A 23,777-nucleotide genomic window follows, 5' to 3' on the forward strand; every position below is an offset into this window, starting at 1 on the left:
GGCTCAGGCGCTCTCTTGTGTCCGGAAGATGAGGCGGCTGCGCAGCAACCACGTCGCCATGAAGCTGGCGGCAATGGCGACAAGCTTCGCCAGCCGCGCATCCACGCCCAGTGCAACGCCGGCGGCCACAATAGCCGTCGTCAGGCCTAGGCCGACCAGCGCCGAAAGCACGAACATGGCTTTCTGGCGGTTACGCCCCTGCCCGCGTGCGGCAACCGTGTCCTGGAAGACGGTGCGACTTGAAAGGAGCCAGTGCGTCACGATACCGAGCGAATAGCCAGCGGCAGAAGCAGGCGCGGCAGCGATCCCCACGGCCATCAGCGCCAGGAACATACCGACGTCGACCGCCAGTGCGCCGACGCTCGCCAGAACATAGCGCAGGAAGCGTATGTCGCGCAGCCGTGCCAAGATCTGGATCACGTCAATTCCCCCAAAACCCAATCGGGCAAAGGACCGCATGCGGTCTGTCCCTTCATTCGCATATCCGGGTTAAGGACATGCTTACCAATGCTCGTCCGCTCAGGCCGAGCGCCTGACACGTTCCGGCACTTCCCGAACGGATTCGAGCGCCGCTTTCTGATCCTGAGTCAGTGCACGGGGCTCTTCGGCGGCCGGAACAGCGCTTTCGCGCTGCGGCAGGCTCGCTTCTGCGCCTTCGTCGCCCGCTTCGTGATATTCTGCGTCCTCGTTGACGCACCAGGTGTCGTAGATCCGCTCTTCGGCAAGGATGTTCTCGACCGTCAGCATGGCCGTCATCATCGCGTGATCCTGATTGTTGTAGCGGTGCATGCCGTTGCGGCCGACGAGGTGCAGCGACGGATGCTTGGCTTCAAGCTCGCGGCGCATGGCATCGACATTGGCGGCATAATCTTCGTCATAGACCGGATAGGCCTTTTCCTGCCGCACGACGGCGCCCGACTTCACTTTCTTGCGGTCCACAAGGCCGAGGATTTCCATCTCGCCGGTGGCAAGGCTGACGAGATCGTCATCCGCCATCGACCACAGGCCATCGCCTTCGAAACAGAAATATTCGAGGCCGACGCAGGCCATATCCTCGTCAGGGATCATCTCCGGCGACCAGCTGCGGAAGTTCTGGACGCGGCCGACCTTCACCTTGCTGTCGTGGATATAGATCCAGTTGTCGGGGAACAGGTCTTCGCCTTCGACCATCAGGGCGACGGTCAGGAAGTCGCGATATTTGAGTTCATTGGCCTGCAGCGTGCTTTCGGGCAGCGGATGCAGCCGCTTCGACAGTTCGCGCATCGGCGCAGAGCTGATCGCGTGGCGCGCGCTGATCACCACATCGCCATCCGGACCGCTCGCGCTCATGCGCCAACCGCCCTGGCCATCGCTGGCGAGCTGCTTGAGGCCGTGACCCATCAGGACCTGCCCTTTGCCGCTGGCAAGGATCTTGTCGCGCGCAGCTTCCCACATCATGCCCGGGCCAAGGCGCGGGTAGCGGAAGGTTTCGAGCAGTGTCTTCACCGCCTGCCCGTCGTTGGGCTTCTTGTTGAGGCCGAGGCTGCGCTTCAGGCCATCGACCACCGCACCCCAGAGCGAAAGACCCTTGATGCGCTGGGCGGCCCAGTCGGCGCTCATCTCGTTGCAAGGCATGCCCCACACCTTCTCGGTATAGGTCTTGAAGAAGATCGAATAGAGCTTGTGGCCGAACTGGTTGGTGGTCCAGTCCTCGAAGCTTTTCACGTCTTTCTTCGGGAACAGCTTGTACTGGAGGTAGCTCGCCATGCAGACGGTCGAGCGCAGGATGCCGAGGTTCCACAGGGCTTCGAAGGCGCGCAGCGGATAGCTGTAGAACTTGCCCTCGTAGTAGATGCGGCTCATGCGCGGGCGCTGGATGAAGTCGTCGGGCAGGATCTCGTTCCACAGGTCGACGACGGCTTGCGATTTCGAAAAGAAGCGGTGTCCGCCGATATCGAAGCGATAGCCTTCGTGTTCGACCGTGCGGCTGATGCCGCCGACATAGGTCGCATCCTTCTCGATAATCGCGACCGACTTGCCCTGCTTCGTCAGCAGATAGCCCGCGGTCAGCCCTGCCGGACCGGCCCCGATGATCGCCACGTCGACGTCGATGATACCCTGATTGTCGCTCGAACCCTGTGCCATTCGGCCCCCCGTCTGGATTTACCTTTCGGGGAGTGAAGGAAATTGGTTAGCGAAGCGTAAACAACTGCAATGAATCGCGTAAAATCACGCGCTTCAGCCCTGGCGCGCCTCGGGTTTCTCAGCGAGGAGCTCCGGCCTTTGCAGGCGGGCTGCCAGGCGTGCGAGGTCCGCGAGGGTAAAGGTATCGTCGAACACCAGTCCGTATTCGCCCATCCCGCGCCAGCGTACCTTGGCGCGCACTTCCGGAAGCTTGTCACCGCCGAGCCTTACGGTCTGGTCGATGGAAAACAGGCCATCGCAGGTAACCCGGGCGCCCTGTTGCGAGATATTCGATACCGTCCCGACCTGGCGCGTGAGGCCTGCGGTCAAGGTAACGGGAAATTCGATCGACAGCCTGATCGGGCGCTTAGGAAACTGGCCGACTTCCGAAACCAGCTTCTCGACATCGACAGTCTCGGTAAATTCGAAGCCCGCCTCGCGAACGCGCGACCAGACCTGCTTCATCGCATAGGTCTGACCGCACTGCAGTTCGAGCACGACCTCTTCGCCATCGGGCATGTCGTGGAACAGGCGCAGGCTCGCCCCGGTCGAAGAAACGTCGCGGATGACGCAGATGAATTCGCCCTGCGGGCACACCAGCTTCGCGGCCCGGATCAACAGCGTATAGCGCGGTGCGCCGCGCTCTTCGGCGGCTACGTTGTCGTCCTCTTCAGCCTCGACAGGCCTGGAAGCCGTAAAATCCATTCGCGCTGGTCCCCGTTAGCGCGGCCACAATCAGCCGACCCGAATTGCCCTAAGCTGGCTTTGCTTAAGTCGAGTTCACTAAGGGGCTAAGGGTTAAAACGGGCCTAATGGCGAAGCCAGAACCGTTATTAGCGTGGTGCGGGTGGTGGGACTCGAACCCACACGCCCAAAGGACAGGGGATTTTAAGTCCCCGGCGTCTACCATTCCGCCACACCCGCACACGCGATAGCGCCAATAGCTGCGCGCTACGGGCGGGGCAATCTCGGCAATGAAAGAAGTCGGTTCGGGAAGGCGCAATCAGTCGTTGTTGAGACGATGACGCATTTCCTTGCCGGCCTTGAAATAGGGCACCCGCTTCGAAGGCACTTCGACAGTTTCGCCGGTCCGCGGGTTGCGGCCCGTGCGCGCTTCACGCTCGCGGGTCGAAAACGCGCCGAAGCCGCGCAGCTCGACACGGCCGCCCTCTTCCAGCCGCTGCGATATTTCCTCGAAGAAAATATCGACAACCTGCTCGATCTCTTCGGAACGAAGTTCGGGATTATCCTTGTGCAGCGCTTGCAGCAATTCGGATCTGATCATGACACTCTCCCGACCGCAAAGACCCAATTGCGATCGCCACACCAAGATTTGCGCATGTTTATCAAGCCGCCAGATCCCGATGGTCGGCCTAAACGCGTGAATGCATGGTGCCAGAGCCGACCGCTCTTCGCAACTGCGCGAGCGGAAAAAACGCAACTTTAATTATGAGGCTGTCAGTCGGCTATTAGCCAGCGTTTTCAAGGAGATCGGCTGGATCGATGCCCAGCCGCTGCATCCGTTCCGCAATTTCCGGCCATTCTTCCATTAGAAATTGCTCACGTTCGCGCGCCCGCAGGCGTTCGGCAGCTCCTTTGACGACATACATGCCGACTCCGCGCTGCACCTCTACCAGGCCATCGTTTTGAAATTGCTGGTAAGCTTTGGCGACAGTCAGTGGATTGGCACCCTGTTCGGCGGCCAGCGCGCGGACAGAAGGCAGCATTGCCCCTTCGGGATAGACGCCTTCGATGATCGAGGCTGCGATCTGGTCGCGCAATTTCAGGTATACCGGTCTGCTCATGTCTGTCCCTAGTGTCTGGCCCCCGCCAAGGTGCATCAGTGCCATAATACACCAGTGCGCGTCAAGTTCCCGTTAGCCGTCCCCCAGAACGGTTACGCCTGAAACTAAGGCTTCACACAGGCGAAACAGACGTTAGGTTGCGCCGCTTGAACGCCGTAAACCGGCCAGAACAACGGGATAGCATTGCATGAAAGATATGGCTTTGTGGAACGAAGGGGATTGGATCGCCGCCATCGCGGTTGTCGTCCTCGGACTGTTCCTCGCAACCGGCGCCAAGATCGCCGTCCAGAAGGAACCTGAGTTCGCAGGCCACCCCAAGGGCCTCTACATGCTCTTCTTCGCCGAAATGTGGGAGCGTTTCTCATATTACGGCATGCGCGCACTGCTGATTTTCTACCTGACCCAGCACTGGCTTTTCAGCGACGGGCAGTCGACGCTGATCTACGGCGCCTACACCAGCCTTGTTTACATCACGCCGGTCCTCGGCGGATGGGCGGCCGACCGTTACCTCGGCCAGCGCAAGGCCGTGCTGTTCGGCGGCATCCTGCTGGCGCTCGGCCACGGCTTCATGGCCGTCGAAGGTGTCGGCGGGCAGAGCGACCCGACGATCAACGTCTTCTGGTTCGCGCTCGCGCTGATCATCGTCGGCTCCGGCTTCCTGAAGGCGAACATCTCGGTGATGGTGGGTCAGCTCTACAGCCTGACCGACCTGCGCCGCGACGGTGCCTATACCATCTTCTACATGGGCATTAACGCAGGTGCCGCATTCGGCGTGATCCTCGCCGGTTATCTCGGCCAGACGCTGGGCTGGGCCTACGGCTTCGGCCTCGCCGGCATCGGCATGCTCGCCGGCCTCGTGGTTTTCGTGCTCGGCAAGAAGGTCCTGCTCGGCGCAGGCGAACCGCCCGCACCGCTCGCCCGTTCGAAGGAACTGGCAGTTTATGGCGCAGGCGTGGCATCGGTCGCGGTCATGTGGGCACTGGTCCAGTATGTCGACGTCATCCAGTCGCTGCTGATCGTCTCGGGCCTTGCATTGCTGGGTTACGTGCTGTTCCAGGCATTCAAGCTGCCCAAGGAGCCGCGCGAGCGCATCTTCGCAATCCTGTTCCTCGTCGCCCTGAACCCGCTGTTCTGGGGCCTGTTCGAGCAGGCAGGCGGCAGCCTCAACCTCTACACCGACCGTTACGTCTCCATCGGCGACGTCCCGGCATCGGTGTTCCAGTCGATCAACTCGATCTACATCATCCTGTTCGCACCGGTCTTCGCGGCGGTCTGGGCCTATCTGGGCCGCAAGGGGCTGGAGCCTTCCGCGCCTGCCAAGTTCGCACTGGCGCTGTTCCAGGTCGGCCTCGGCTTCCTCATCTTCGTATGGGGCGCCAATTCGGTCGGTCCGGAAGTGGCAACGCCGGTCCTGTTCGTATTCCTGATCTACCTGCTGCACACCACTGGCGAGCTCTGCCTCAGCCCGGTCGGCCTTTCGGCGATGAACCGCCTGGCACCGGGTTTCATGGCCTCGCTCATCATGGGCGCATGGTTCTACATGTCGGCAGTCGGCAACTTCGTCGCCGGCAAGATCGGTGAAGCAACCGGCGGCGAAAGCGGCGAGATGACCAAGGGCGCGGTGCTCGACATCTACAACCAGATCGGCTGGGTCGCGATCGGCGTCGGCGCGGTCGTGCTGGCACTGAGCCCGCTGGTAAAGAAGTGGATGCACCTCGACACGCTCAAGGACGACAGCGTCGGCGACGACCTGCTCGGCCAGACCGAAGGGCCCGGGGAAGCACAGGGCGCAGGCGTCCACCCGGCGACCAAGGGTTAAGCCCGATCACGAAGGGGCGCGGGGATCGATCCTCGCGCCCTTTTCTTTTGCACAAACGAAGGAACGGATGGATTCGATGGGGGCATTGAAGAGTATAACCCTGGCGGCAGGGGCGGCATTCGTGCTGGCAGGTTGCGCGACCGACAGCAGCGCTTCGGGCGACACGGTTGCCAGCGCTTCGACGGCAGCGACAGACACTGCGGCGCCTTTCCCATCGACCTACAAGCCCTATCCCTCGGTCGAGACCCTGATCATTCCCGTGACCGTCTATGACGGACGTGGCGGCGGCTGGGACAATGGCTGGGTCCACATGAAGGACGGCAAGATCGTCGAGGTAGGCGGTCCGACCTCCATGCCGCCCGATGTCGAACGCGTCGTCGATGGCACAGGAAAGGTGGTCACGCCGGGCATCATCGATATTCACTCGCACCTCGGCGATTACCCATCGCCCGGCGTGGCCGCACATTCCGACGGCAACGAAGCGACCAGCCCGACGACACCCGACGTCTGGGCCGAACATTCGGTCTGGCCGCAGGACCCAGGATTTACCCGCGCACTCGCCAATGGCGGTGTGACCGCGCTGCAGGTGCTCCCCGGTTCGGCAAACCTGATGGGCGGTCGTTCGGCGACGCTCAAGAACGTGCCCAGCCGCACGGTGCAGGGGATGAAGTTCCCGGGCGCCCCCTACGGTTTCAAGATGGCATGCGGCGAAAATCCCAAGCGGGTTTACGGTGGCAAGGGGCGCCAGCCTTCGACCCGCATGGGCAACTTTGCGGTCAATCGCCAGACCTGGCTCGACGCAAAGAGCTATGACGGCAAGAAGCGCGACCTCGGCAAGGAGACGCTGAAAGGCGTGCTCGACGGCGAAATCCTTGTTCACAACCACTGCTACCGCGCCGACGAGATGGCGCTGGTGATCGATATGGCCAAGGAAATGGGCTACAAGGTCACCGCCTTCCACCATGCTGTCGAAAGCTACAAGATCGGCGACCTGCTGCGCGAAAACGACGTTTGCAGCGCAGTCTGGGCCGACTGGTACGGCTTCAAGATGGAAGCTTACGACGGCATTCCCGAAAATGCGGCCCTGATCCACAACGCGGGCGCCTGCGTCGTCATCCATTCGGATGATGCGAACGGGATCCAGCGTCTCAACCAGGAAGCGGCGAAGGCCCAGGCCTCGGGTCGCCGCATGGGCATCGACATTCCCGATGCCGAGGTGATCTCCTGGATCACCTACAACCCTGCAAAGGCAATGGGCATCGAAGCGATGACCGGCAGCCTCGAACCCGGCAAGATGGCCGACGTCGTGCTGTGGAACGGCGATCCGTTGTCGGTCTATTCGCGGCCGGAGAAAGTCTGGGTCGACGGCGCGCTACTGTTCGATGCGATGGATCGGAAGCGCCGTCCGGTGAGCGATTTCGAGCTCGGCCAGCCCGGTGAAGGAGACGTGAAATGAAGCGCCTCCTGACACTCGCCGCCAGCGCACTGGCGCTCGCTGCAACGCCGCTCGCCGCGCAGGACGTCGCGATCAGCGGTGTCACCGTTGCCAAGGGTGACGGATCGGAACCGATCGCCAACGGCGCGGTCGTCATCCGTTCGGGCAAGGTTGTTTACGCCGGACCGGCCGACCAGATGCCGGCAGTCCCGATGCAGCTAGTCCAGGCACCGCCTGATACATGGGTCACGCCCGGTCTCGTCGCGGCAGTCACCTCGCTCGGCCTGTGGGACGTCGGCGCAGTGACCGAGAGCAACGACACCTCTGCCGGTAAATCGCCGTTCAACGCCGCGCTCGACGTGACGCCGGCGATCAACCCGTCGTCGCAGCACATCGCGATCAGCCGGGCGGGCGGCATCACCCGCGCGCTCGTCCAGGGCGGTTCCGCCGGTGCGATCTTCGCAGGGCAGGGCGCGATCATCGACCTTGGTGCAGATACGGACGCGGTGCGCGTCCCCCGCGCGTTCCAGAAGGTCGTCCTCGGTGAAGCGGGCGCGCAGATTTCGGGCGGCAGCCGTACGGCGACCCATGTCGCTCTGCGCAATGCCATGATCGAGGCGCAGGCCTATGCCAATGGCCGCTGGGACGGTGCCGATGCCCTGCTGACGCGGGCCGATGCCGAGGCGCTGGGCAAGGTCATCAGCGGCAGGCAGAAACTGCTGGTGGCGGCCGATCGCGCATCCGACATCCGCGAAGTCATCGCGCTGAAGCGCGAGTTTCCGAAGCTCGACATCGTGCTCCTCGGCGCGAACGAAGGCTGGCTGGTAGCGCGCGAGATCGCCGCATCGGGCATCCCCGTGATCGCCAATGCCCTAGTCGATCTGCCGTCGAGTTTCGACCAGCTGGCCGCAACGCAGAGCAATATCGGGCGCATGGCTGCGGCAGGCGTCAAGCTGGCGATCAACGCCGATGCGATGGAACAACCGCGCTATCTCGCGCAGTTCGCCGGCAATCTGGTGGGCCTGCAGAAGATACCCGGTGCCGCCGGCCTGAGCTGGGGAGAGGCGCTGGCGGCGATCACGTCGAAACCGGCAGAGATCATCGGCCTGAATGATGCGGGCGTGCTGCGCCCCGGTGCGGTGGGCGACCTGGTGATCTGGGACGGCGATCCGCTGGAAGTGTCGAGCGCGCCGGTGCAGGTCTATATCGACGGGGTCAGGCAACCGCTCGACAACCACCAGACGCGCCTGCGCGAGCGTTACCGCGATCTCGACGAGAGCGACCTGCCCAAGGCTTACGACTGGTAACCGCCTCCATTTGTCGTGCAAATCGCGGCGTGCTGTGCTCTCTTCTTTGCTGAGGGAGGATAGTGATGGACGATACACTGGTTGAACTGGTCGCGGCGAATGTGACCTTTGTCGGCATGCATTTCGTCATGTCGCATCCCCTGCGGGCGACAATGGTGCGCATTTTCGGCGAGAAGCTGTTTCCGGCCGTCTATTCGCTCGTCAGCTTCGCGACGCTGGCCTGGGTCTATTTCGCGTTCACGGCGACGCCATCGTTCGACCTGCCGGGCAGCGGCGAGATCGGCTGGATCGTCGCCACGGTGATCATGCTTCCGGCGATGGTGCTGTTTGCAGGCTCTTTCGCGGGCAATCCGGCGCTCCCCGCCCCGGGGGCCGAGAAGCTGGCGTCGAAGGAACCGAACGGCGTATTCAAGGTCACACGGCACCCCATGATGTGGGCGTTCGGCCTGTGGGCGCTGTCGCACATCGTCCTGTTCTGGAGCTGGCGCACCATGATCACCGCGATTGCGATGGGCTTTCTCGCGCTAGTCGGTGCGCATATGCAGGACCGCAAGAAAGAGGTCCTGATGGGCGAGGCGTGGGGACAGTGGGAGGCGAAGACCAGCTACTGGCCGCGCTGGGGCAAGCTGTTTGGCGTCGGCGCGATCTGGTGGATTGCCGGAACGGTGCTGTGGCTCGGCTTCACCTATGGCCACATCCATGCAGGCGGCATTCCGGCAGGCATCTGGCGCTGGGTCGGGGTCTGACCGCCCTAAGGTAGCGACGCGGTAGGGTAACCAAATCCTACGCGATGGAACACATGGAACACAGTCCATGCGGCCAAAAACGCCTGCTTTCCGCGGATCCCGACGGTTTGAAAGAGCGGCAGCCAATCTAGCCCGACGCCGCGCTGTAGGACAGACCCGCCCTCAAGCAGCTTAGCGGTAGGGCGACAAGAACGTCCTATTCGCCCCTGAACTGCGGTGCGCGCTTTTCGAGCAGCGCATCGATCCCTTCCATGTGGTCGTTGGTCAGGTGCATCAGCGCCTGCGTATTCGCAGCCAGTTCGAGCGCGCCGTCATAGGACATGGAGCGTCCCTGCCGCATCAGGTTCTTCGCGTGGCGAAGTGCATGCGGCGGCATGGCGGCGATCTTGGTGGCGAGCGCCTGAGCCTCCGCCATCAGCGCGTCGCCATCGACGACCCGGCTGACGAGCCCCCAGTCCTGCGCGGTCGCGGCGTCGATCACGTCGCCGGTGTAGAACAGCTCTGCAGCGCGCGCCTCGCCGATGATGCGCGGCAGGATCCATGTGCCGCCGTCGCCGGGAATGATACCGAGCTTGAGGAAGGTGACGCCGAACTTGGCTTTCTCGCTGGCGATGCGCATGTCGGCAAGGCAGGCTAGGTCGCAGCCCAGCCCGATCGCCGGCCCGTTGACCGCCGCGATCAGCGGCACGCGCAGGCCATAGAGCGCGCGCAGCACCTTGTGGATGTTGTTGCGGTATCCATCGGAGATTTCGGGCGCGGTCCCGCCGAAGGTGCCGGTCCGCTCCTTCATTGCCTTGATATCGCCGCCTGCGCTGAAGGCCCGCCCCGCCCCGGTCAGGATCACGCAGCGTACATCCATGTCTGCGTTGATCGCATCGCACGCCGCCGCAAAGGCATCGCCGTCACCCTTGGCCCCCAGGGGATTCATCGTGTCGGGTCGGTTGAGCGTCAGCGTTGTGACGTGTTCGGCAGTGTCGATCTGGAGGAGGTTCAAATCTAGGCTCCCAGTCGGTTGAGGAGAATCTTCAATCGCAATCGTAGCCGGCACTGTCCAGTGGACGACAGACGAAATAGTCACCCTCGCCGGTCGGACGGAGATGAAACCGGAAGTTCACGTCGTCACGCAAATAGGTGTGCCCGAAGTATCGAACCCGAACCGTCCCTTTGGGGATGTCCCCAACTTCGATTTTTCTGATGATGAAGTCGGCGAAGAACCAGCCGTGGCCTAGCAGGTCGCCAGAGTCTAAATCAGGCGGTTCGGCGGATTGATGCGCGAGACGCCCTACAACAATCAAATCTTGCGAGGAAATAGGTGCGCCAATTTCGGGGCCGCGATCCACTATCGAACCGCAAGCACTCAGGCCAAAAACGACTGTGCCGTACGCTGCTGCTCGCAGTGTCGAAAGCAACTTAGGCCCGCGCCTCTTCGACGCCTGCCGAATTGTGCCGCAATGCCTTGAGCACCGTATCGACGATATGCGGCGCGTTGAGGCCCGCCTCGTCATACTGCTTCATCGGATCGTCCTGGTCCTGGTAGATATCGGGCAGGCGCATGGTGCGCACTTTCAGCCCGGCATCGGTCAGGCCGGTATCGCTGGCAAAGGTCAGCACATGCGCGCCGAGGCCGCCAACGGCGCCTTCCTCGACCGTCACCACCACTTCGTGGCTGCGCATCAGTTTCTCGATCAGTTCGGTGTCGAGCGGCTTGGCAAAGCGCATGTCGGCGACCGTGGTCGAAAGCCCCTTGGCCTCCAGCTGGTCGGCAGCCTTCTTCGCTTCTTCAAGCCGCGTACCGAGCGACAGGATGGCGACCTTCGTGCCTTCACGGATCACGCGGCCTTTGCCGATCTCGAGCTTCTCCAGCTTTTCCGGAATTGCGACGCCGACGCCGCTGCCGCGCGGATAGCGGAAGGCGATGGGGCCATCGTCATACTCTGCCGCGGTGTAGGTCATATGCGCCAGCTCCGCCTCGTCGGCGGCGGCCATCACGACCATGTTGGGCAGGGTGGCGAGATAGGTGATGTCGAAAGACCCTGCATGGGTGCAGCCGTCGGCGCCCACCAGACCGGCGCGGTCGATGGCGAAGCGGACGGGCAGGTTCTGGATCGCCACGTCGTGCACCACCTGGTCATAGGCGCGCTGGAGGAAAGTCGAATAGATCGCGGCGAAGGGACGCATGCCCTCTGCTGCCAGGCCGGCGGCAAAAGTAACGCCGTGCTGTTCGGCAATGCCGACGTCGAAACTGCGATCCGGATGCGCCTTGGCAAACTTGTCGACGCCAGTACCGCTCGGCATGGCGGCGGTGATGGCGCAGATGCGCGGATCGCTGTCGGCCAGTTTCGCCAGCGTTTCGCCGAAGACGTTCTGGTAGGCGGGCGGGCCGCCCGACGATTTCTTCTGTTCGCCGGTGATGACGTCGAACTTGGCGACGCCGTGATACTTGTCGGCACTGTTTTCGGCCGGGGCATAGCCCTTGCCCTTCTGCGTTACGACATGGATCAGGACCGGGCCCTGTTCGCTGTCGCGGACGTTTTCCAGCACCGGGATCAGGTGGTCGAGATTGTGGCCGTCGATCGGGCCGACGTAATAGAAGCCCAGCTCTTCGAACAGCGTGCCGCCGGTCGCCATGCCGCGGGCGTATTCCTCCGCCTTTTCCAGCCCGCCCCATACGCGGCGGCCGAGCTTTTTGGCGATCTTGGACGCCATCGACCTCAGGCCGAGGTATTCGCTGCTCGACACCATGCGCGCGAGATAGGCCGACAGGCCGCCCACCGGGGGCGCGATCGACATGTCGTTGTCGTTGAGGATCACGACCAGGCGATTACCCGCCTGTTCGGCATTGTTCATCGCCTCGTAGGCCATGCCGGCGCTCATCGCGCCGTCGCCGATCACGGCGATGCCGCGACCCGGACGGTCCTGCATCTTGTTGGCCATGGCAAAGCCGAGCGCGGCGCTGATCGAGGTCGAGCTGTGCGCGGCACCGAAGGGATCGTATTCGCTCTCGCTGCGCTTGGTGAAGCCCGACAGGCCGCCGCCCTGGCGCAGGGTGCGGATGCGGTCGCGGCGCCCGGTGATGATCTTGTGCGGATAGCACTGGTGCCCGACGTCCCACACCAGCTTGTCCTGCGGCGTGTTGAAGACATAGTGGATCGCGACCGTCAGTTCGACGACGCCGAGGCCGGAACCGAGATGCCCGCCCGAGGTGCTGACCGCGTCGATCATTTCGGCGCGAAGTTCGTCCGACAGCTGGCGCAGATCGCTCTTTTCGAGTTTGCGCAGGTCGTCGGGTGTCACCACCTTGTCGAGCATGGGTGTAAGGGGAGGATTACTCATGGGAAAAAGGCTCTACACACGAAATCTGTAACTGTCGATGAACGCTTCACCGACAGAAATGCACGGTCTGGCGCTGACATCAACCCGCGCATGCCTTGCACAGGCCGCGGATCTCGATCACCGGGCGTTCCGGCTTGAAACCGTGCTGCTGGGCGATGCCGCGCACCGTGCGGCTGACCTCGTCATCGTCGATATGGGTCGCCTCGCCACATTCGTCGCAAACCAGGAAGATGCAATCGTGCTCGCAGCCCGGATGAGTGTTGGCGAGATAGGCGTTGGCGCTTTCGACGCGCAGGGCGAGGTTGTTCGCCACGAACAGGTCGAGGATGCGGTAGACGCTGTTGGGCGCGACCCGCTTGCCCCGGCTGCGCGACAAATTGTCGGCAATGTCATAGGCGGAGGTCGGGCGATCGTGCTTGGCCAGCTCGGCAAAGACGGATTCGCGCATCGCGGTCCATTGTTCGCCGGATTTGACCAGCGATTCGCGTGCGGCGTCGATCAGCTTGCGGCCGGAATGTTCGTGGTGGGCGTGGTCGTGCGTGACTGCGTGTGCGTGGGCCATCGGCACCATATAGGCCGACTGCGCAAGATACGCTACTCGCGCGTTACTTCGCGTCGCGCAGGTAGGTGGCGCGGTAATTGTCGGGGTAGAGCTTCTTCAGCCCGACGACCTTCGGCGCGTCCCAGCGCAGGATGTATCCGTGGCGCGGGTTCTTCGCCATGAAGTCCTGGTGATACCGCTCTGCCGGATAGAATTTGCGGTACTTCTCTATCCCGGTGACGATGGGTTTGTCCCACACGCCGGAAACCTGCATCTGCTTGAGGTAGGCTGTAGCGACCGCGCGCTGTTCCGCGTTCATCGGCACCAGCGCAGCACGGTATTGCGCGCCCACGTCTGGGCCTTGCCGGTTGCGGAGCGTCGGGTCGGCCACGACCGAGAAGAAGATGCGCAGCAATTCGTCATAGCGCACGACCATGGGGTCGTAGACGATCCGCACTGCCTCCGCATGCTCGGTCACGCCGCTGCTCGTCGCCTTGTAATTGGCGGTCGCGGCATTGCCCCCGTGATAACCGGACATGGCCGCCTTCACGCCCTTCACATGGCTGAAGACACCCTCGACGCCCCAGAAGCATCCGCCGGCGAAAACCGCGGTCTTCAGGCCCGCCTCTTCATTGGCGATCCGCTTGGCTGCTGGCGCACGAACGATCTCTTCTGCCGAAGCGGCAGATCCCTGGCACCCGGCCAGGGCAAGACCCAATGCTGCGAGGATAGGCAGGACGCGCATCATTGCCCGATGCTAGCGGCCTCCGCCGTGGCGGCATAGGCCGGAGTTGCAATCTCGGCCTTCCACTCGTCGGCCGTCATTGCGCCCACCGCCGCAGCACCGATCGCGAAACCGATGGCGAAATTGCGATAAAGGTCGGCTTTGAACAGGCCCATGGCGGATTCTCTTGTCTCTGCTTCGTTCGTTAGCCGGGGTTATAGGCGCCCGCGCTTAGCATTTGGTGAACGCAGCTGTTGTGCCGCGTTCAGCCAGCGATGGCCGACGCGTTGGGGTTGTCCGGCTGACGTGGGATCAATGGCGGAAGTGGCGCATCCCGGTGAAGACCATGGCGAGACCCGCCTTGTTGGCCGCCTCGATCACTTCGTCGTCGCGGATCGAACCGCCCGGCTGGATCACGGCGGTCGCGCCTGCCTCTGCCGCAGCAAGAAGGCCGTCGGCAAAGGGGAAGAACGCGTCTGAGGCGACCGCGCTGCCGATGGTGCGCGGCTGGTCCCATTCGTAGGTTTCGGCCGCCTCTGCCGCTTTCATCGCGGCAATGCGCGAGCTGTCGCGCCGGTTCATCTGCCCTGCACCGATGCCTGCGGTCGCGCCGTCACGCGCATAGACGATGGCATTCGATTTGACGTGGCGCGCCACGGTCCAGGCGAACAGGCAATCCTTCAGTTCTTGTGCGGTCGGCTCTCGCTCGGTCACGACCTTCAGGTCAGCTTCGGAGATCGCGCCATTGTCGCGGGTCTGGACGAGCAATCCGCCCGCGATGACGACCTGCGTCACGCCGGGTCGGCGCGGATCGGGTAGGCCATCGGTGATCAGCAGGCGCAGGTTCTTCTTCCTGGCAAATGCGGCGCGGGCAGCCTCGTCTGCCCCCGGAGCCACGACGACCTCTGTAAAGATCTTGCAGATCGCCTCTGCCGTCGGACCGTCGAGCGGGACGTTGGTGGCAACGATCCCGCCAAACGCGGAAACGCTATCGCATGCGAGCGCCTCTTCCCATGCTTCGAGCAGGGTCGGACGCTGGGCGACACCGCAGGGGTTGGCGTGCTTCACGATCACCACGGCAGGCTCGCCGCCGGCAAATTCCGCCGCCAGTTCGAGCGCCGCATTGGCGTCGTTATAATTGTTGTAGCTCAGCTCCTTGCCTTGGACCTGCTCGGCCTGCGGCAGGCCCTTCGCCACCACCCGCCGGGGAACGTAGAGTGCTGCGTGCTGGTGCGGGTTCTCGCCATAGCGCAGGGTCGAGACGAGCGTGCTGGCCATCGCGCGGCTGGCGGGGAACATCTCGCCCTGGTCGGCATAGGCGAACCACTGGCTGATCGCGGAATCATAGGCGGCTGTTGCGGCAAAGGCCTTGGCCGCCATGCGCTTGCGGAAATCGAGCGTGGTCGCACCGCCCGTCGACGACATTTCCTCTACCAGGGTGTCGTAATCCGCCGGATCGGTGACGATGGTGACATAGGCATGGTTCTTGGCCGAGCTGCGAACCATGGACGGGCCTCCGATGTCGATGTTCTCGATCACTTCGTCGCGCTCTGCACCCTTCGCCACCGTCTGTTCGAAGGGATAGAGATTGACCACCACGAGGTCGATCGCCCCGATATCGTGTTCTGCCATGGCGGCCGCATGCGCCGGATCGTCGCGGACGGCGAGCAATCCGCCATGGACCTTGGGGTGTAGGGTCTTCACCCGCCCATCCATCATTTCAGGGAATCCGGTCAGGTCGGAAATGTCGCGCACGTCGAGCCCCGCATCGCGCAACGCCTTGGCCGTGCCGCCGGTCGACACCAGGTCGACGCCGCGCTGGGCCAGCGCCTTGCCCAGTTCCACCAATCCGCTCTTGTCGGACACCGACAGCAGTGCCCGCTTGATCTGAACTTCACTCACCGGAAAAATTATCCCATCTTCTTGAGCAGCCAGGAGAATTGTCCCCCGCTGCGCTGTGTCATTCCCTGCACCACGAGCTGCTGGATCGGGTGGGGCCGCCCTTCGCCGTCGACCCACAGGCTTTCCTCGATCGCGACGCCGGCATTGCCATCGTCACCGCCGAGGCGGAATTGCCAGAGGCTGCCGCTCGGCAGCAGCAAGCTGGCACCGCGGCGATCCTCGGACAGGCGAACCTCGACCTGATGGCCGAGGTGGAACCTGATGGCGAAGTCGATCTTGCCGCGCTTGCCCTTCTGGTTCTTGGGCAGGAGGATATCCTCGCCGCGCAATTCCTGGCCATCGCCGCGCAGCATCAGAATGCGCTGGTGAACCAGCCCGAAACGCGTCGCATAGCCATCGTGGCTGGCCTCGATGCGCATCGCCTCTTCACCGCCGCGGCGCATGGTGCGGCTTTCGACTTCGACCTGTTCGACGCCCTTGCCGAGCTGGCCGTGCATCATCACCGCGGTCGAATTGACATCGTCGAGCACCAGCGCCGAATGCGCTGCCGTGGCGCGTAGGCCCTGCTCGATCCGGGCCGGTACCTGGCCCCCGGCTAGCGCGGCCCCGCCGCAATTGACGATCAAGCGGTGCGGCCCTTCGGACATTTCGAAGGCAAGGGTGGAGGCACACCCCCAGCGCGCATGGCGCGGCTTGGGCGGGGGTGCGGCATCGAACAGGACCGTGGTCTGGCCGCCCGAAAGCCGGTGATAGCCCCACTGACGAACCTCTTTCAGCGGACGGGTGCGAACCCCGCTCGCCTCGATCAAGGCGGAAAGCCGGTTGGCGGAAAACGCGCTGCCACCCTGCCAGCTGCCCAACCCGCCGTCGCCATGGCGCAGGGCCAGCAGCGGCGGGACGAGCAGTTCGAGCATCACGCCCAGCGAAGACGGCATCTCGCGATCGGCCGCGACATAACAGGCACGCAGGTCCACCAGCAGCCCGATCGCATCCATCTGCGCCAGGGGGCTGCGTGACAGCACGCCGCCATCCTCTGCGACGAGTTCGCCCAGCGCCTTTACCAGACCAGCTTCGCCGAACAGGCGGCGCGGCTTGCCATCGGGCAGAAGGAGCCCGGCAGCGGTAATGGCGGTCCAGCCTGCCACCTGGCCGAGCTGGTCGGTCGAACGGGCAGCGTTACGGTCGAGCCAGCGGGCAGTGCGCTCGATCGCCGCGAGCATGCGCGGACGCAGCTTGGCATCCTGTCCCGACAGGACCAGCGGCGCGTTGACCAGCCATGCGAGCAGGCGCTGCCCGGCATGTTCCGCCGTCCATGCCGAACCCTTGGCCGGTTTCTCATTGGCATCGAGCCATGCCCCGCAGATCCGCTCGGCAGTGGAGATGCACTGTTCGCGCGGGGCGGAGGCGGACAGGTCGCGCAGCCACGAAAAACCGTGAACGACACGCTCGAACGGCGGCGTCAGACGCGAAGAGGATGCAAACTCCATCTGCCCGATCGGAGCCTTCACCCCGTGGACGAGGAAATGCCCGGCGCGCAAGGCCATCCCTGCAGCGCGGTCGCCCGGCAGCGGGCTTTCAACGGTGGCGAGCAGCCGCGTCCTCGAAGGCTTGCGAAACGGCGATGCCAGCGTCGAACCCGAAACGCCCATGCGATAGGCAAGCCGGATCAGCCGCTCGCCCGGTCCGGCGGAAGGCGGCACGAAATCGCTCAGCGCCAATGCCCGTGACGGAGCAAGCGGAGCCGTTTCCTCGGGATCGTTCAGGACAGGCTGGCTGTCCTCGCGCTTCATCGGGATGGCCCTGCTTTCGGCGGCCTCCGACGGCTCGCTCGCTTCGAACAGGTCGCGTTCGTCGTCGGTCTTGGAAAACAGCGTGTCCATCAGCCGGCTCCCTTCAGCGCAGCGATATTGGCTGCATAGCAATCGGGACCGCCCTTGAAGGTGGCAGAGCCTGCAACCAGCACATCGGCACCAGCCTCGACGCAGAGCTTGGCCGTTTCGGGATTTACACCGCCATCGACTTCGAGATGGATCGGCCGACCGGTCGCTTCGATCATGGCGCGGATTCGCCGGACCTTGTCGAGCTGCGAATGGATGAAGCTCTGCCCGCCGAAACCGGGATTGACGCTCATCACCAGCACGAGGTCGACGAGGTCGATCAGATTGTCGAGCACTTCGACCGGCGTGCCGGGATTGAGCACGACGCCCGGCTTCTTGCCCAGCGAACGGATCGCCTGCAGCGTGCGGTGGATATGCGGACCCGCTTCCGGATGGACGGTGATGATATCCGCGCCCGCCTCGGCAAAGGCTTCGAGATAGGGGTCGATCGGCGCGATCATCAGGTGGACGTCGAAGGTCTTGTCGCTATGCGGGCGAAGCGCCTTCACCACGTCGGGCCCGATCGTGATGTTCGGCACGTAATGCCCGTCCATCACGTCGATGTGGATCCAGTCCGCTCCGGCAGTGTCGACGGCGCGCACCTCTTCGCCAAGCCGGGCGAAATCGGCCGAGAGGATCGAGGGTGATATCAGCGGTGTCGCCATGTTAGGTCCACCAACCTTGCTGGAAATGCGGGGGCGCTCTGTCATCGCACTAGGATTCGCGCCGATGCGCCACAATCCCGCGCGCGCCCTTTTCCCCAGAGGACGGCGCTTCCTGCGGCGAATTTCCACAATTGCGGCTTACTTCGGACCTGAACAGCGGCAATTGGACAAGTTCAGCGCCAATTCAGCGCCATGCTGGCAAATAGTGCGCAAGACTACCGGGCCGTGCGTCTTGAAATTGCGCGCGGTATTTCCGAAACAACAGGGATGACGATGAACGATATTGCAAAAACCGGCCTGATCATGGCGGCACTCGGCGCTGGCGCAATGGCGCTTGCCGTGCCGACGATCGCGCAACCGCAGTACCGGCAAAAAATCTCCAACGACATGCGATCCTGCGCCCCGGGCGCAGGTCCGGCGGTGCGCGTGACGATCAATGGCGTCAAAAGCTCGCAGGGCAAGGTGCGCGTGCAGAGCTATTACGGCACGTCTTCGGACTGGCTTGAAAAGGGCCGCTGGCTGAGCCGCATCGAAACGCCGGCGCGTGCCGGTTCGATGACGGTCTGCGTGCCGGTGCCTTCGTCCGGCACCTATGGCATCGCGGTACGCCACGACATGAACGGCAATGGCAAGACCGATCTGTCGAGCGATGGCGGCGGGATGTCCAACAACCCGTCGATCAACATCCTCAACATGGGCAAGCCCAACTACAGGAAGACCGCATTCGAAGTTGGCAGCGGCGTGAAGTCGATCGCGATCACGATGAAATACATGTGATCGCCTGACGCGCGGGTTAGTCGCCGCGCTTCCTGCGTTCCCACCACACATTGAACAACACGCCCGGTGCCGCAAGCACCGGGTGTTTTTCGCGCCACGGCGTCAGCTTGACCGGCACGCCGGTATGGCGTTCGACCTTCCATGCGGCATAGCGCGCCGCGCCGTCGAAAGTGGTGCTCGCCTTGACCAGCCGGATAACGTTCATCGGCTTGCCCATGCGGCGGCGCTTCGCCCACCATGCGCGAACCTGGCGGCGGAGCGGCTCCGCCATCTTGGGCTCGATCACATCTCCGGCACGGCCGAACTCGATGCCCTGCGCGGCCAGCGCCAGTGGCAGCAACCCGTCGAAATGCTGCGCATTGACCGACAGGATCGAATCTTCGCGCCCCGGTTTCTCGACCCGGAATTCTGCCTGGTATGTGGCGCGGAACAGCGCCCGCCAGTAATCCTCCGCCGTGCCCCGTTCGGGGCCGAGCGCAACCGCCAGCCGCGTCGCAGTCTGCGCGGCAGAGGCAATGGCCGATCGCATTTGTGCCGCAGCCGCCTCGTCACGCGCCCACACCAGCGCGCTCGGCTGGACGAAGCGTGCCCAGATCGTGGTATCGAGCAATTCGCCCCGCGATGCCTCGGCAAAGGTTTTGAGCGACATTGTGGCGATCTTGGCGCGCAGCGTTTCGCCGTTGTGGTCCCATTCGCGGTAGCTGACCCGCGGCCAGATGCGCTCCGCCTGTTCGCCGGGCAGCAGGACGTAATAGTCGAGCACACCGTCGAGCGATCCGGTGCGCAGGTTGGAGCCATAGAACAGCACGGCCAGCGCACCGCATTCCTGCGCCAGCCGGCTTGCGAACGACGCGACCGCATCGTTGACCGGTGCGGACAGGGTCTTGCCGATGCGCTCTTCGAGCGCCTCCATCACGGCGCGACGAATTCGAGTTCGGGGCCCTGATCGACGCGGTAGCGTCCGGCAGGAAAGGCCTCGCCATCGAGGATGAAGCTGTCTTCAAGCTCCATTTCGAACGAGCTGGCGGTCAACTGGTGGATGCCGCGCTTGCGTAGGTTCCTGTTCATCCGGCCCATCAGGATTGCGGGAATGAAGGCCATGGTGCGGCGGGTAACCTGGTCCAGCACGGCAATTTTCAGGCCGTTTCGGAGCGCGCCGAAGGGCTTCAGTCCAGCGGGAAAGCGTTCCAGCGTCGAAGCGAACAAGATCTGACGATTGGCAGGATCGCCCCTGCCGCTATGCTCCATCGGCACGCGATTTGAGCCAAGCAACAGCTGCATCTTCACACCCTTGCGCCAGCGGTTGCTGCTACGCCCGAAAAGCTGGAGCATGGTCCAGCCGGTGGTGACTGCGACAGCAAGGCTGTTGAAAGCGCCGAGCTTGTGCGCCCCCTGCCCGGCTTCCGTCGCAAGGGTGAAAACGCCCGCGCCGAGGATGAAGCCGAAGACAGGCACGCCTTCTTCGTCGAGCCGCGTCACGACCAGCGGGCGGCGACGGATCCTGCGGCCGTTGTCATAGGCATCGACTGCCTCCTGCAACGACCAGTCGGCCGGTCCATCAAGATCGACGGCGAGCGCATTGGTCTTGCCCTTGGGCAGGACGGCCAGCGTCGGCCAGTTGTCCTTGAACACGGCAGCGCCAAAGGTCAGCACGTCGCGCACCGTTCCATCCCCGCCATTGATGACGAGCAATTCGACCCCGCGATCGGCGAGCCGCTGAAGCGCCTGCGGCAATTGCGAACGGTCGCCCGGCTGCACGACCTGCACATGCGGCGTGTGGTCGCAATTGAGATCGCGGCCCTTGTTGCGGTGGCTGCGCGGATTGTAGATGACGCCAACGGTCGGGTGCTCCGCGCCCACGGCGGTCCCGGCGCTTTCGCTGCCGCCATCCGATGGATGCGACGAGCCTTGCGCAAAATCGTAGATCGACTTGGCCATGGGGACAGCATCTACCCCCAAACCGCGACTCGGGGCTATAATTTTCTCCGTTCCGTAACAATTCGGCCAAGGAGGGTGACGAAATTACGGCGACGTCGCGGCAAGCTTGGGTTACGATGCCCGCCATGCTGACCAAGGACCTCCTCGAACGCGCTTCCGGCCTGTCCGAAAGCATCGTCTCGCTGCGCCGCGCCATTCACCGCGAACCCGAACTGGGGCTGGAAACGCCCAAGACGCTCGCCAAAGTGCGAGAGGCGCTTGGCGACCTGCCGCTGACATGGCGCGAAGGCACCTCGTGCACCGGTGCTGTGGCAACTCTGGAAGGGACTGGAGCGGCTGCGGGCGAGAAGCGCCGCGTTCTCCTGCGCGGCGACATGGACGCGCTGCCGATGGACGAGAAGACCGATCTCGATTTCGCCTCGACCATCCCCGGCCGCATGCACGCCTGCGGACACGACACGCATACGGCGATGCTGGCAGGTGCAGCGCGGTTGCTGAGCGACCGGCGCGACAGTTTTTCCGGCACGGTCGATTTCATGTTCCAGCCGGGCGAAGAGGGGTATCATGGCGCCCGCTTCATGATCGACGACGGTCTGCTCGACCCGCTGCCCGATGCCGCCTTCGCGCTCCATATCATGCCCAATGCGCGTTTCGGCACGCTGGCCGGGCGCGCCGGTCCACTGATGGCTGCGGCGGACGAATTTTCCATCACCGTAAAAGGCCGGGGCGGTCACGCCTCCATGCCGCATGATTGTGCCGATCCGGTTCCGGCGGCTGCCGCCATCGTCGGCGCGATCCAGGCGATGGTCACTCGCCGCTTCAACGCCGGAAGCGCGGTTGTCGTGACGGTGACGAAGATCCACGCCGGGACCGCCCACAACGTGATCGCCGACGATGTCGAACTGGGCGGCACGATGCGCACGCTCACGCCGAAGCACCGCGAGAAGGTGCATCGCCTGATCGAGGAAGTGGCGGTGCAGACCGCGGCCGCTTACGGGGTCGAGGCGATCTGCACGATCCGCCACGGTTTCCCTGTCACCATCTGCGACGAACGGGCTGTGACCCTGGGTCAGGGCGTTGCCACCGAACTCGGCGGAGTGGAAGGCTGGCGCACGCTCGGCGAGCCGATCATGGGCGCAGAAGACTTCTCCTACGTCCTGGAGAAGGTGCCGGGGGCGATGTTCTTCCTCGGCGTGGCGCGCGAAGGTGACGACTGGCGTTCGTGCTGCGCGATCCATTCGCCGCGGATGCATGTCGATGAAGCCGCCCTGCCGCGCGGCACGGCCATGCTGGCCGGATGTGCGCTGAAATTCCTCGAGCACGGCTGGGACTGACCCCGCCGCGCCCGAGTAGTTTCAGGGAGAGTTCCCCGGTCAGGCCGGCTTGCGGGCGAAAATCCCGAAGCCGGCGATGATGGCGTAACAGATCGCAGGAATGGCGAGCGCCAGCGCCAGATTGCCGCCGGTCGCGTCGGCCACCGCGCCGAACACCAGCGGCACGATCGCGCCGCCGCAGATCGCCACGTTGATGATCCCCGAACCGTCGGCAGCGCGCGGGCCCAGCTTTTCGCAGGCGAGGCTGAAGATGGTCGGGAACATGATCGAGTTCATCAGGCCGACTGCGAGCAGGCTGTAGGCCGCCAGTTCACCCGACGTGTTCGCGCTGATCAGGATCAGCAGGATCGAACCGGTCGCGTTGAAGGCGAGGATCTTGCCCGGCGAGAAGATGCGGAGGAAGGCCGAGCCGATGAAGCGGCCAACCATGGCGCCGCCCCAATAGAGGCCGATCATCCAGCCGATCACGCTTTCGGGCTGGCCCAGCACGCGCTCCTCGGCGAGGTAGTTGATGATGATCGAACCGATCGAGACCTCTGCCCCCACGTAAAGGAAGATGCACAGCGCACCGAAACCGAAGCGGGTGCGTTTCAGCAGGTCGAGGCCTGCCAGCCCTGCCGATGCTTCGTGCCGTTCGCCTTGCAGCCGGTTGCGGAACATCCACACGGCGAGCGCGACCAGCGCAATCAGGACGGCGACACCGAGATAGCCCTGCCAGATCGCTTCGCTTTCGGCCTGGCGGTAGGCGGTCAGTTCCGCGCCGCTCAGCTGATCGGCGGTGACGTTGGCGAGGCTGCCCAGGATGACCGCCGCGCCGACGATCGGGAAAACCGTCGTGCCGAGCGAATTGAAAGCCTGCGCGAAGGTAAGGCGGCTGTGCGCGGTCTTTTGCGGTCCGAGCAGCGAGATCAGGGGGTTGGCGACGACCTGCACGATCACCACGCCGCTTGCGAGAACGAAGAACGCACCGAGGAACAGCGGGTAGGCAACGATCTGGCTCGCCGGAATGAACAGCAGGCAGCCGACAATCATGGTGACGAGGCCTGCGACCGCGCCGCGCATGTATCCGATCTTCTTGACCAGCTTCGCGCCGGGGATGCCGACGAGGGCGTATGCGGCGAAGAAGCAGAACTGGATCAGCATCGCTTCGGTGTAATTGAGCGTGAAAAGCTCTTTCAGCTTCGGGATGATCACATCGTTAAGCGACGTGATCCCGCCAAAGATGAAGAACAGGCCGAAGACGAAGTAATTGAGGCCGGGGGCGTGGATGCCGTTGCCCTCTTCCTCGATCGGCGACGGATCCGTGCTCGACGAAACATCGGGTGCGAGTGCCATTATTTTCTCTCCCAGGTTCCCGCTTGATGCGGAATGCATGGACTAACGCATACCCTCGGCGCGTCCATGCGTATTC

Annotated in this window: 23 protein-coding genes and 1 tRNA gene; 6 read left to right on the plus strand and 18 right to left on the minus strand. The window is 63.6% G+C overall.

All coding sequences use genetic code 11. From position 1 onward, the window contains the following. Positions 1–3 precede the first annotated feature (3 nt). The 6 genes from AMC99_RS11835 to AMC99_RS11860 form a co-directional block, all read right to left on the minus strand. On the minus strand, positions 4–420 hold the full coding sequence (locus AMC99_RS11835; protein ID WP_232301409.1) for a GtrA family protein: 417 nt from the start codon (positions 418–420) through the stop codon (positions 4–6). Between the two features lie 99 nt (positions 421–519). After that, entirely contained in the window at positions 520–2,124 is a 1,605-nt protein-coding gene (locus AMC99_RS11840) for an NAD(P)/FAD-dependent oxidoreductase (protein WP_061926799.1), read from the minus strand. A gap of 93 nt (positions 2,125–2,217) precedes the next feature. Then, positions 2,218–2,868, minus strand: coding sequence for a PilZ domain-containing protein (locus AMC99_RS11845; RefSeq protein ID WP_061926801.1), 651 nt, complete (start codon positions 2,866–2,868; stop codon positions 2,218–2,220). Between the two features lie 134 nt (positions 2,869–3,002). Next, positions 3,003–3,087, minus strand: a tRNA-Leu gene (locus tag AMC99_RS11850). A gap of 79 nt (positions 3,088–3,166) precedes the next feature. Beyond that, entirely contained in the window at positions 3,167–3,448 is a 282-nt protein-coding gene (locus AMC99_RS11855) for an integration host factor subunit beta (RefSeq protein ID WP_061926803.1), read from the minus strand. 184 nt (positions 3,449–3,632) lie between these two features. After that, positions 3,633–3,968 carry a GntR family transcriptional regulator gene (locus AMC99_RS11860; RefSeq protein WP_157058321.1) on the minus strand — a complete coding sequence of 112 codons (336 nt, stop codon included), beginning with the start codon at positions 3,966–3,968 and terminating at the stop codon, positions 3,633–3,635. Positions 3,969–4,155: 187 nt separating this feature from the next. On the opposite strand from AMC99_RS11860, the gene AMC99_RS11865 reads away from it, so the two are divergent. The 4 genes from AMC99_RS11865 (at position 4,156) to AMC99_RS11880 (ending at position 9,275) form a co-directional block, all read left to right on the plus strand. Further along, positions 4,156–5,787 (plus strand): peptide MFS transporter, encoded by a 1,632-nt coding sequence (locus AMC99_RS11865; protein WP_061926807.1) that lies wholly within the window; start codon positions 4,156–4,158, stop codon positions 5,785–5,787. Positions 5,788–5,863: 76 nt separating this feature from the next. Beyond that, on the plus strand, positions 5,864–7,243 hold the full coding sequence (locus tag AMC99_RS11870) for an amidohydrolase (protein ID WP_061927997.1): 1,380 nt from the start codon (positions 5,864–5,866) through the stop codon (positions 7,241–7,243). Beyond that, complete coding sequence (locus AMC99_RS11875) at positions 7,240–8,529, plus strand: amidohydrolase family protein (RefSeq protein WP_061926809.1); 1,290 nt, start codon at positions 7,240–7,242, stop codon at positions 8,527–8,529. Before AMC99_RS11870 ends, AMC99_RS11875 begins: the two co-directional genes overlap by 4 nt. A gap of 65 nt (positions 8,530–8,594) precedes the next feature. Next, positions 8,595–9,275, plus strand: a complete 681-nt coding sequence (locus AMC99_RS11880; RefSeq protein WP_061926811.1) for an NnrU family protein — start codon at positions 8,595–8,597, stop codon at positions 9,273–9,275. 196 nt (positions 9,276–9,471) lie between these two features. Here AMC99_RS11880 and AMC99_RS11885 read toward each other — a convergent pair whose 3' ends face one another. The 9 genes from AMC99_RS11885 to rpe form a co-directional block, all read right to left on the minus strand. Next, entirely contained in the window at positions 9,472–10,269 is a 798-nt protein-coding gene (locus AMC99_RS11885) for a crotonase/enoyl-CoA hydratase family protein (protein ID WP_061926813.1), read from the minus strand. A 31-nt stretch (positions 10,270–10,300) separates the two neighbouring features. Continuing rightward, positions 10,301–10,684 carry a hypothetical protein gene (locus AMC99_RS11890; RefSeq protein WP_157058323.1) on the minus strand — a complete coding sequence of 128 codons (384 nt, stop codon included), beginning with the start codon at positions 10,682–10,684 and terminating at the stop codon, positions 10,301–10,303. Between the two features lies 1 nt (position 10,685). Next, positions 10,686–12,608, minus strand: coding sequence for a 1-deoxy-D-xylulose-5-phosphate synthase (dxs, locus tag AMC99_RS11895; RefSeq protein ID WP_061926817.1), 1,923 nt, complete (start codon positions 12,606–12,608; stop codon positions 10,686–10,688). Between the two features lie 79 nt (positions 12,609–12,687). Further along, positions 12,688–13,170: a Fur family transcriptional regulator gene (locus AMC99_RS11900; protein ID WP_061927999.1), complete on the minus strand. Its 483-nt coding sequence runs from the start codon at positions 13,168–13,170 to the stop codon at positions 12,688–12,690. Between the two features lie 43 nt (positions 13,171–13,213). Further along, positions 13,214–13,897 carry a peptide-methionine (S)-S-oxide reductase MsrA gene (gene msrA / locus AMC99_RS11905; RefSeq protein ID WP_061926819.1) on the minus strand — a complete coding sequence of 228 codons (684 nt, stop codon included), beginning with the start codon at positions 13,895–13,897 and terminating at the stop codon, positions 13,214–13,216. Beyond that, the gene (locus AMC99_RS14030) at positions 13,894–14,049 is read right to left on the minus strand and encodes a hypothetical protein (protein WP_157058324.1); all 156 of its coding nucleotides are present in this window, start codon (positions 14,047–14,049) and stop codon (positions 13,894–13,896) included. The genes msrA and AMC99_RS14030 overlap by 4 nt, the downstream gene beginning before the upstream one ends. 136 nt (positions 14,050–14,185) lie before the next feature. Further along, positions 14,186–15,775 carry a bifunctional phosphoribosylaminoimidazolecarboxamide formyltransferase/IMP cyclohydrolase gene (gene purH, locus AMC99_RS11910; protein ID WP_061926821.1) on the minus strand — a complete coding sequence of 530 codons (1,590 nt, stop codon included), beginning with the start codon at positions 15,773–15,775 and terminating at the stop codon, positions 14,186–14,188. Between the two features lie 8 nt (positions 15,776–15,783). Next, entirely contained in the window at positions 15,784–17,655 is a 1,872-nt protein-coding gene (locus tag AMC99_RS11915) for a heparinase II/III family protein (RefSeq protein WP_061926823.1), read from the minus strand. Next, positions 17,655–18,317: a ribulose-phosphate 3-epimerase gene (gene rpe / locus AMC99_RS11920; protein ID WP_061926825.1), complete on the minus strand. Its 663-nt coding sequence runs from the start codon at positions 18,315–18,317 to the stop codon at positions 17,655–17,657. The genes AMC99_RS11915 and rpe overlap by 1 nt, the downstream gene beginning before the upstream one ends. A 273-nt stretch (positions 18,318–18,590) precedes the next feature. Between rpe and AMC99_RS11925 the strand changes: the two genes are divergently transcribed. Continuing rightward, positions 18,591–19,094: a DUF2141 domain-containing protein gene (locus AMC99_RS11925; protein ID WP_061928000.1), complete on the plus strand. Its 504-nt coding sequence runs from the start codon at positions 18,591–18,593 to the stop codon at positions 19,092–19,094. Between the two features lie 16 nt (positions 19,095–19,110). Here the strand turns inward: AMC99_RS11925 and AMC99_RS11930 are convergent, their stop codons facing one another. Both AMC99_RS11930 and AMC99_RS11935 read right to left on the minus strand, forming a co-directional pair. Continuing rightward, positions 19,111–20,007 carry a hypothetical protein gene (locus AMC99_RS11930; protein ID WP_157058378.1) on the minus strand — a complete coding sequence of 299 codons (897 nt, stop codon included), beginning with the start codon at positions 20,005–20,007 and terminating at the stop codon, positions 19,111–19,113. Then, positions 20,007–21,032 carry a diacylglycerol/lipid kinase family protein gene (locus AMC99_RS11935; RefSeq protein ID WP_061928002.1) on the minus strand — a complete coding sequence of 342 codons (1,026 nt, stop codon included), beginning with the start codon at positions 21,030–21,032 and terminating at the stop codon, positions 20,007–20,009. Before AMC99_RS11935 ends, AMC99_RS11930 begins: the two co-directional genes overlap by 1 nt. A gap of 125 nt (positions 21,033–21,157) precedes the next feature. Here AMC99_RS11935 and AMC99_RS11940 point away from each other — a divergent pair, with 125 nt between their 5' ends. Further along, positions 21,158–22,366: a M20 metallopeptidase family protein gene (locus AMC99_RS11940; protein WP_061928004.1), complete on the plus strand. Its 1,209-nt coding sequence runs from the start codon at positions 21,158–21,160 to the stop codon at positions 22,364–22,366. A gap of 39 nt (positions 22,367–22,405) precedes the next feature. Here the strand turns inward: AMC99_RS11940 and AMC99_RS11945 are convergent, their stop codons facing one another. Continuing rightward, on the minus strand, positions 22,406–23,701 hold the full coding sequence (locus AMC99_RS11945) for a sugar MFS transporter (protein ID WP_061926830.1): 1,296 nt from the start codon (positions 23,699–23,701) through the stop codon (positions 22,406–22,408). Positions 23,702–23,777 lie beyond the last annotated feature (76 nt).

This window comes from Altererythrobacter epoxidivorans (genome assembly GCF_001281485.1).
GTDB lineage: Bacteria > Pseudomonadota > Alphaproteobacteria > Sphingomonadales > Sphingomonadaceae > Erythrobacter > Erythrobacter epoxidivorans.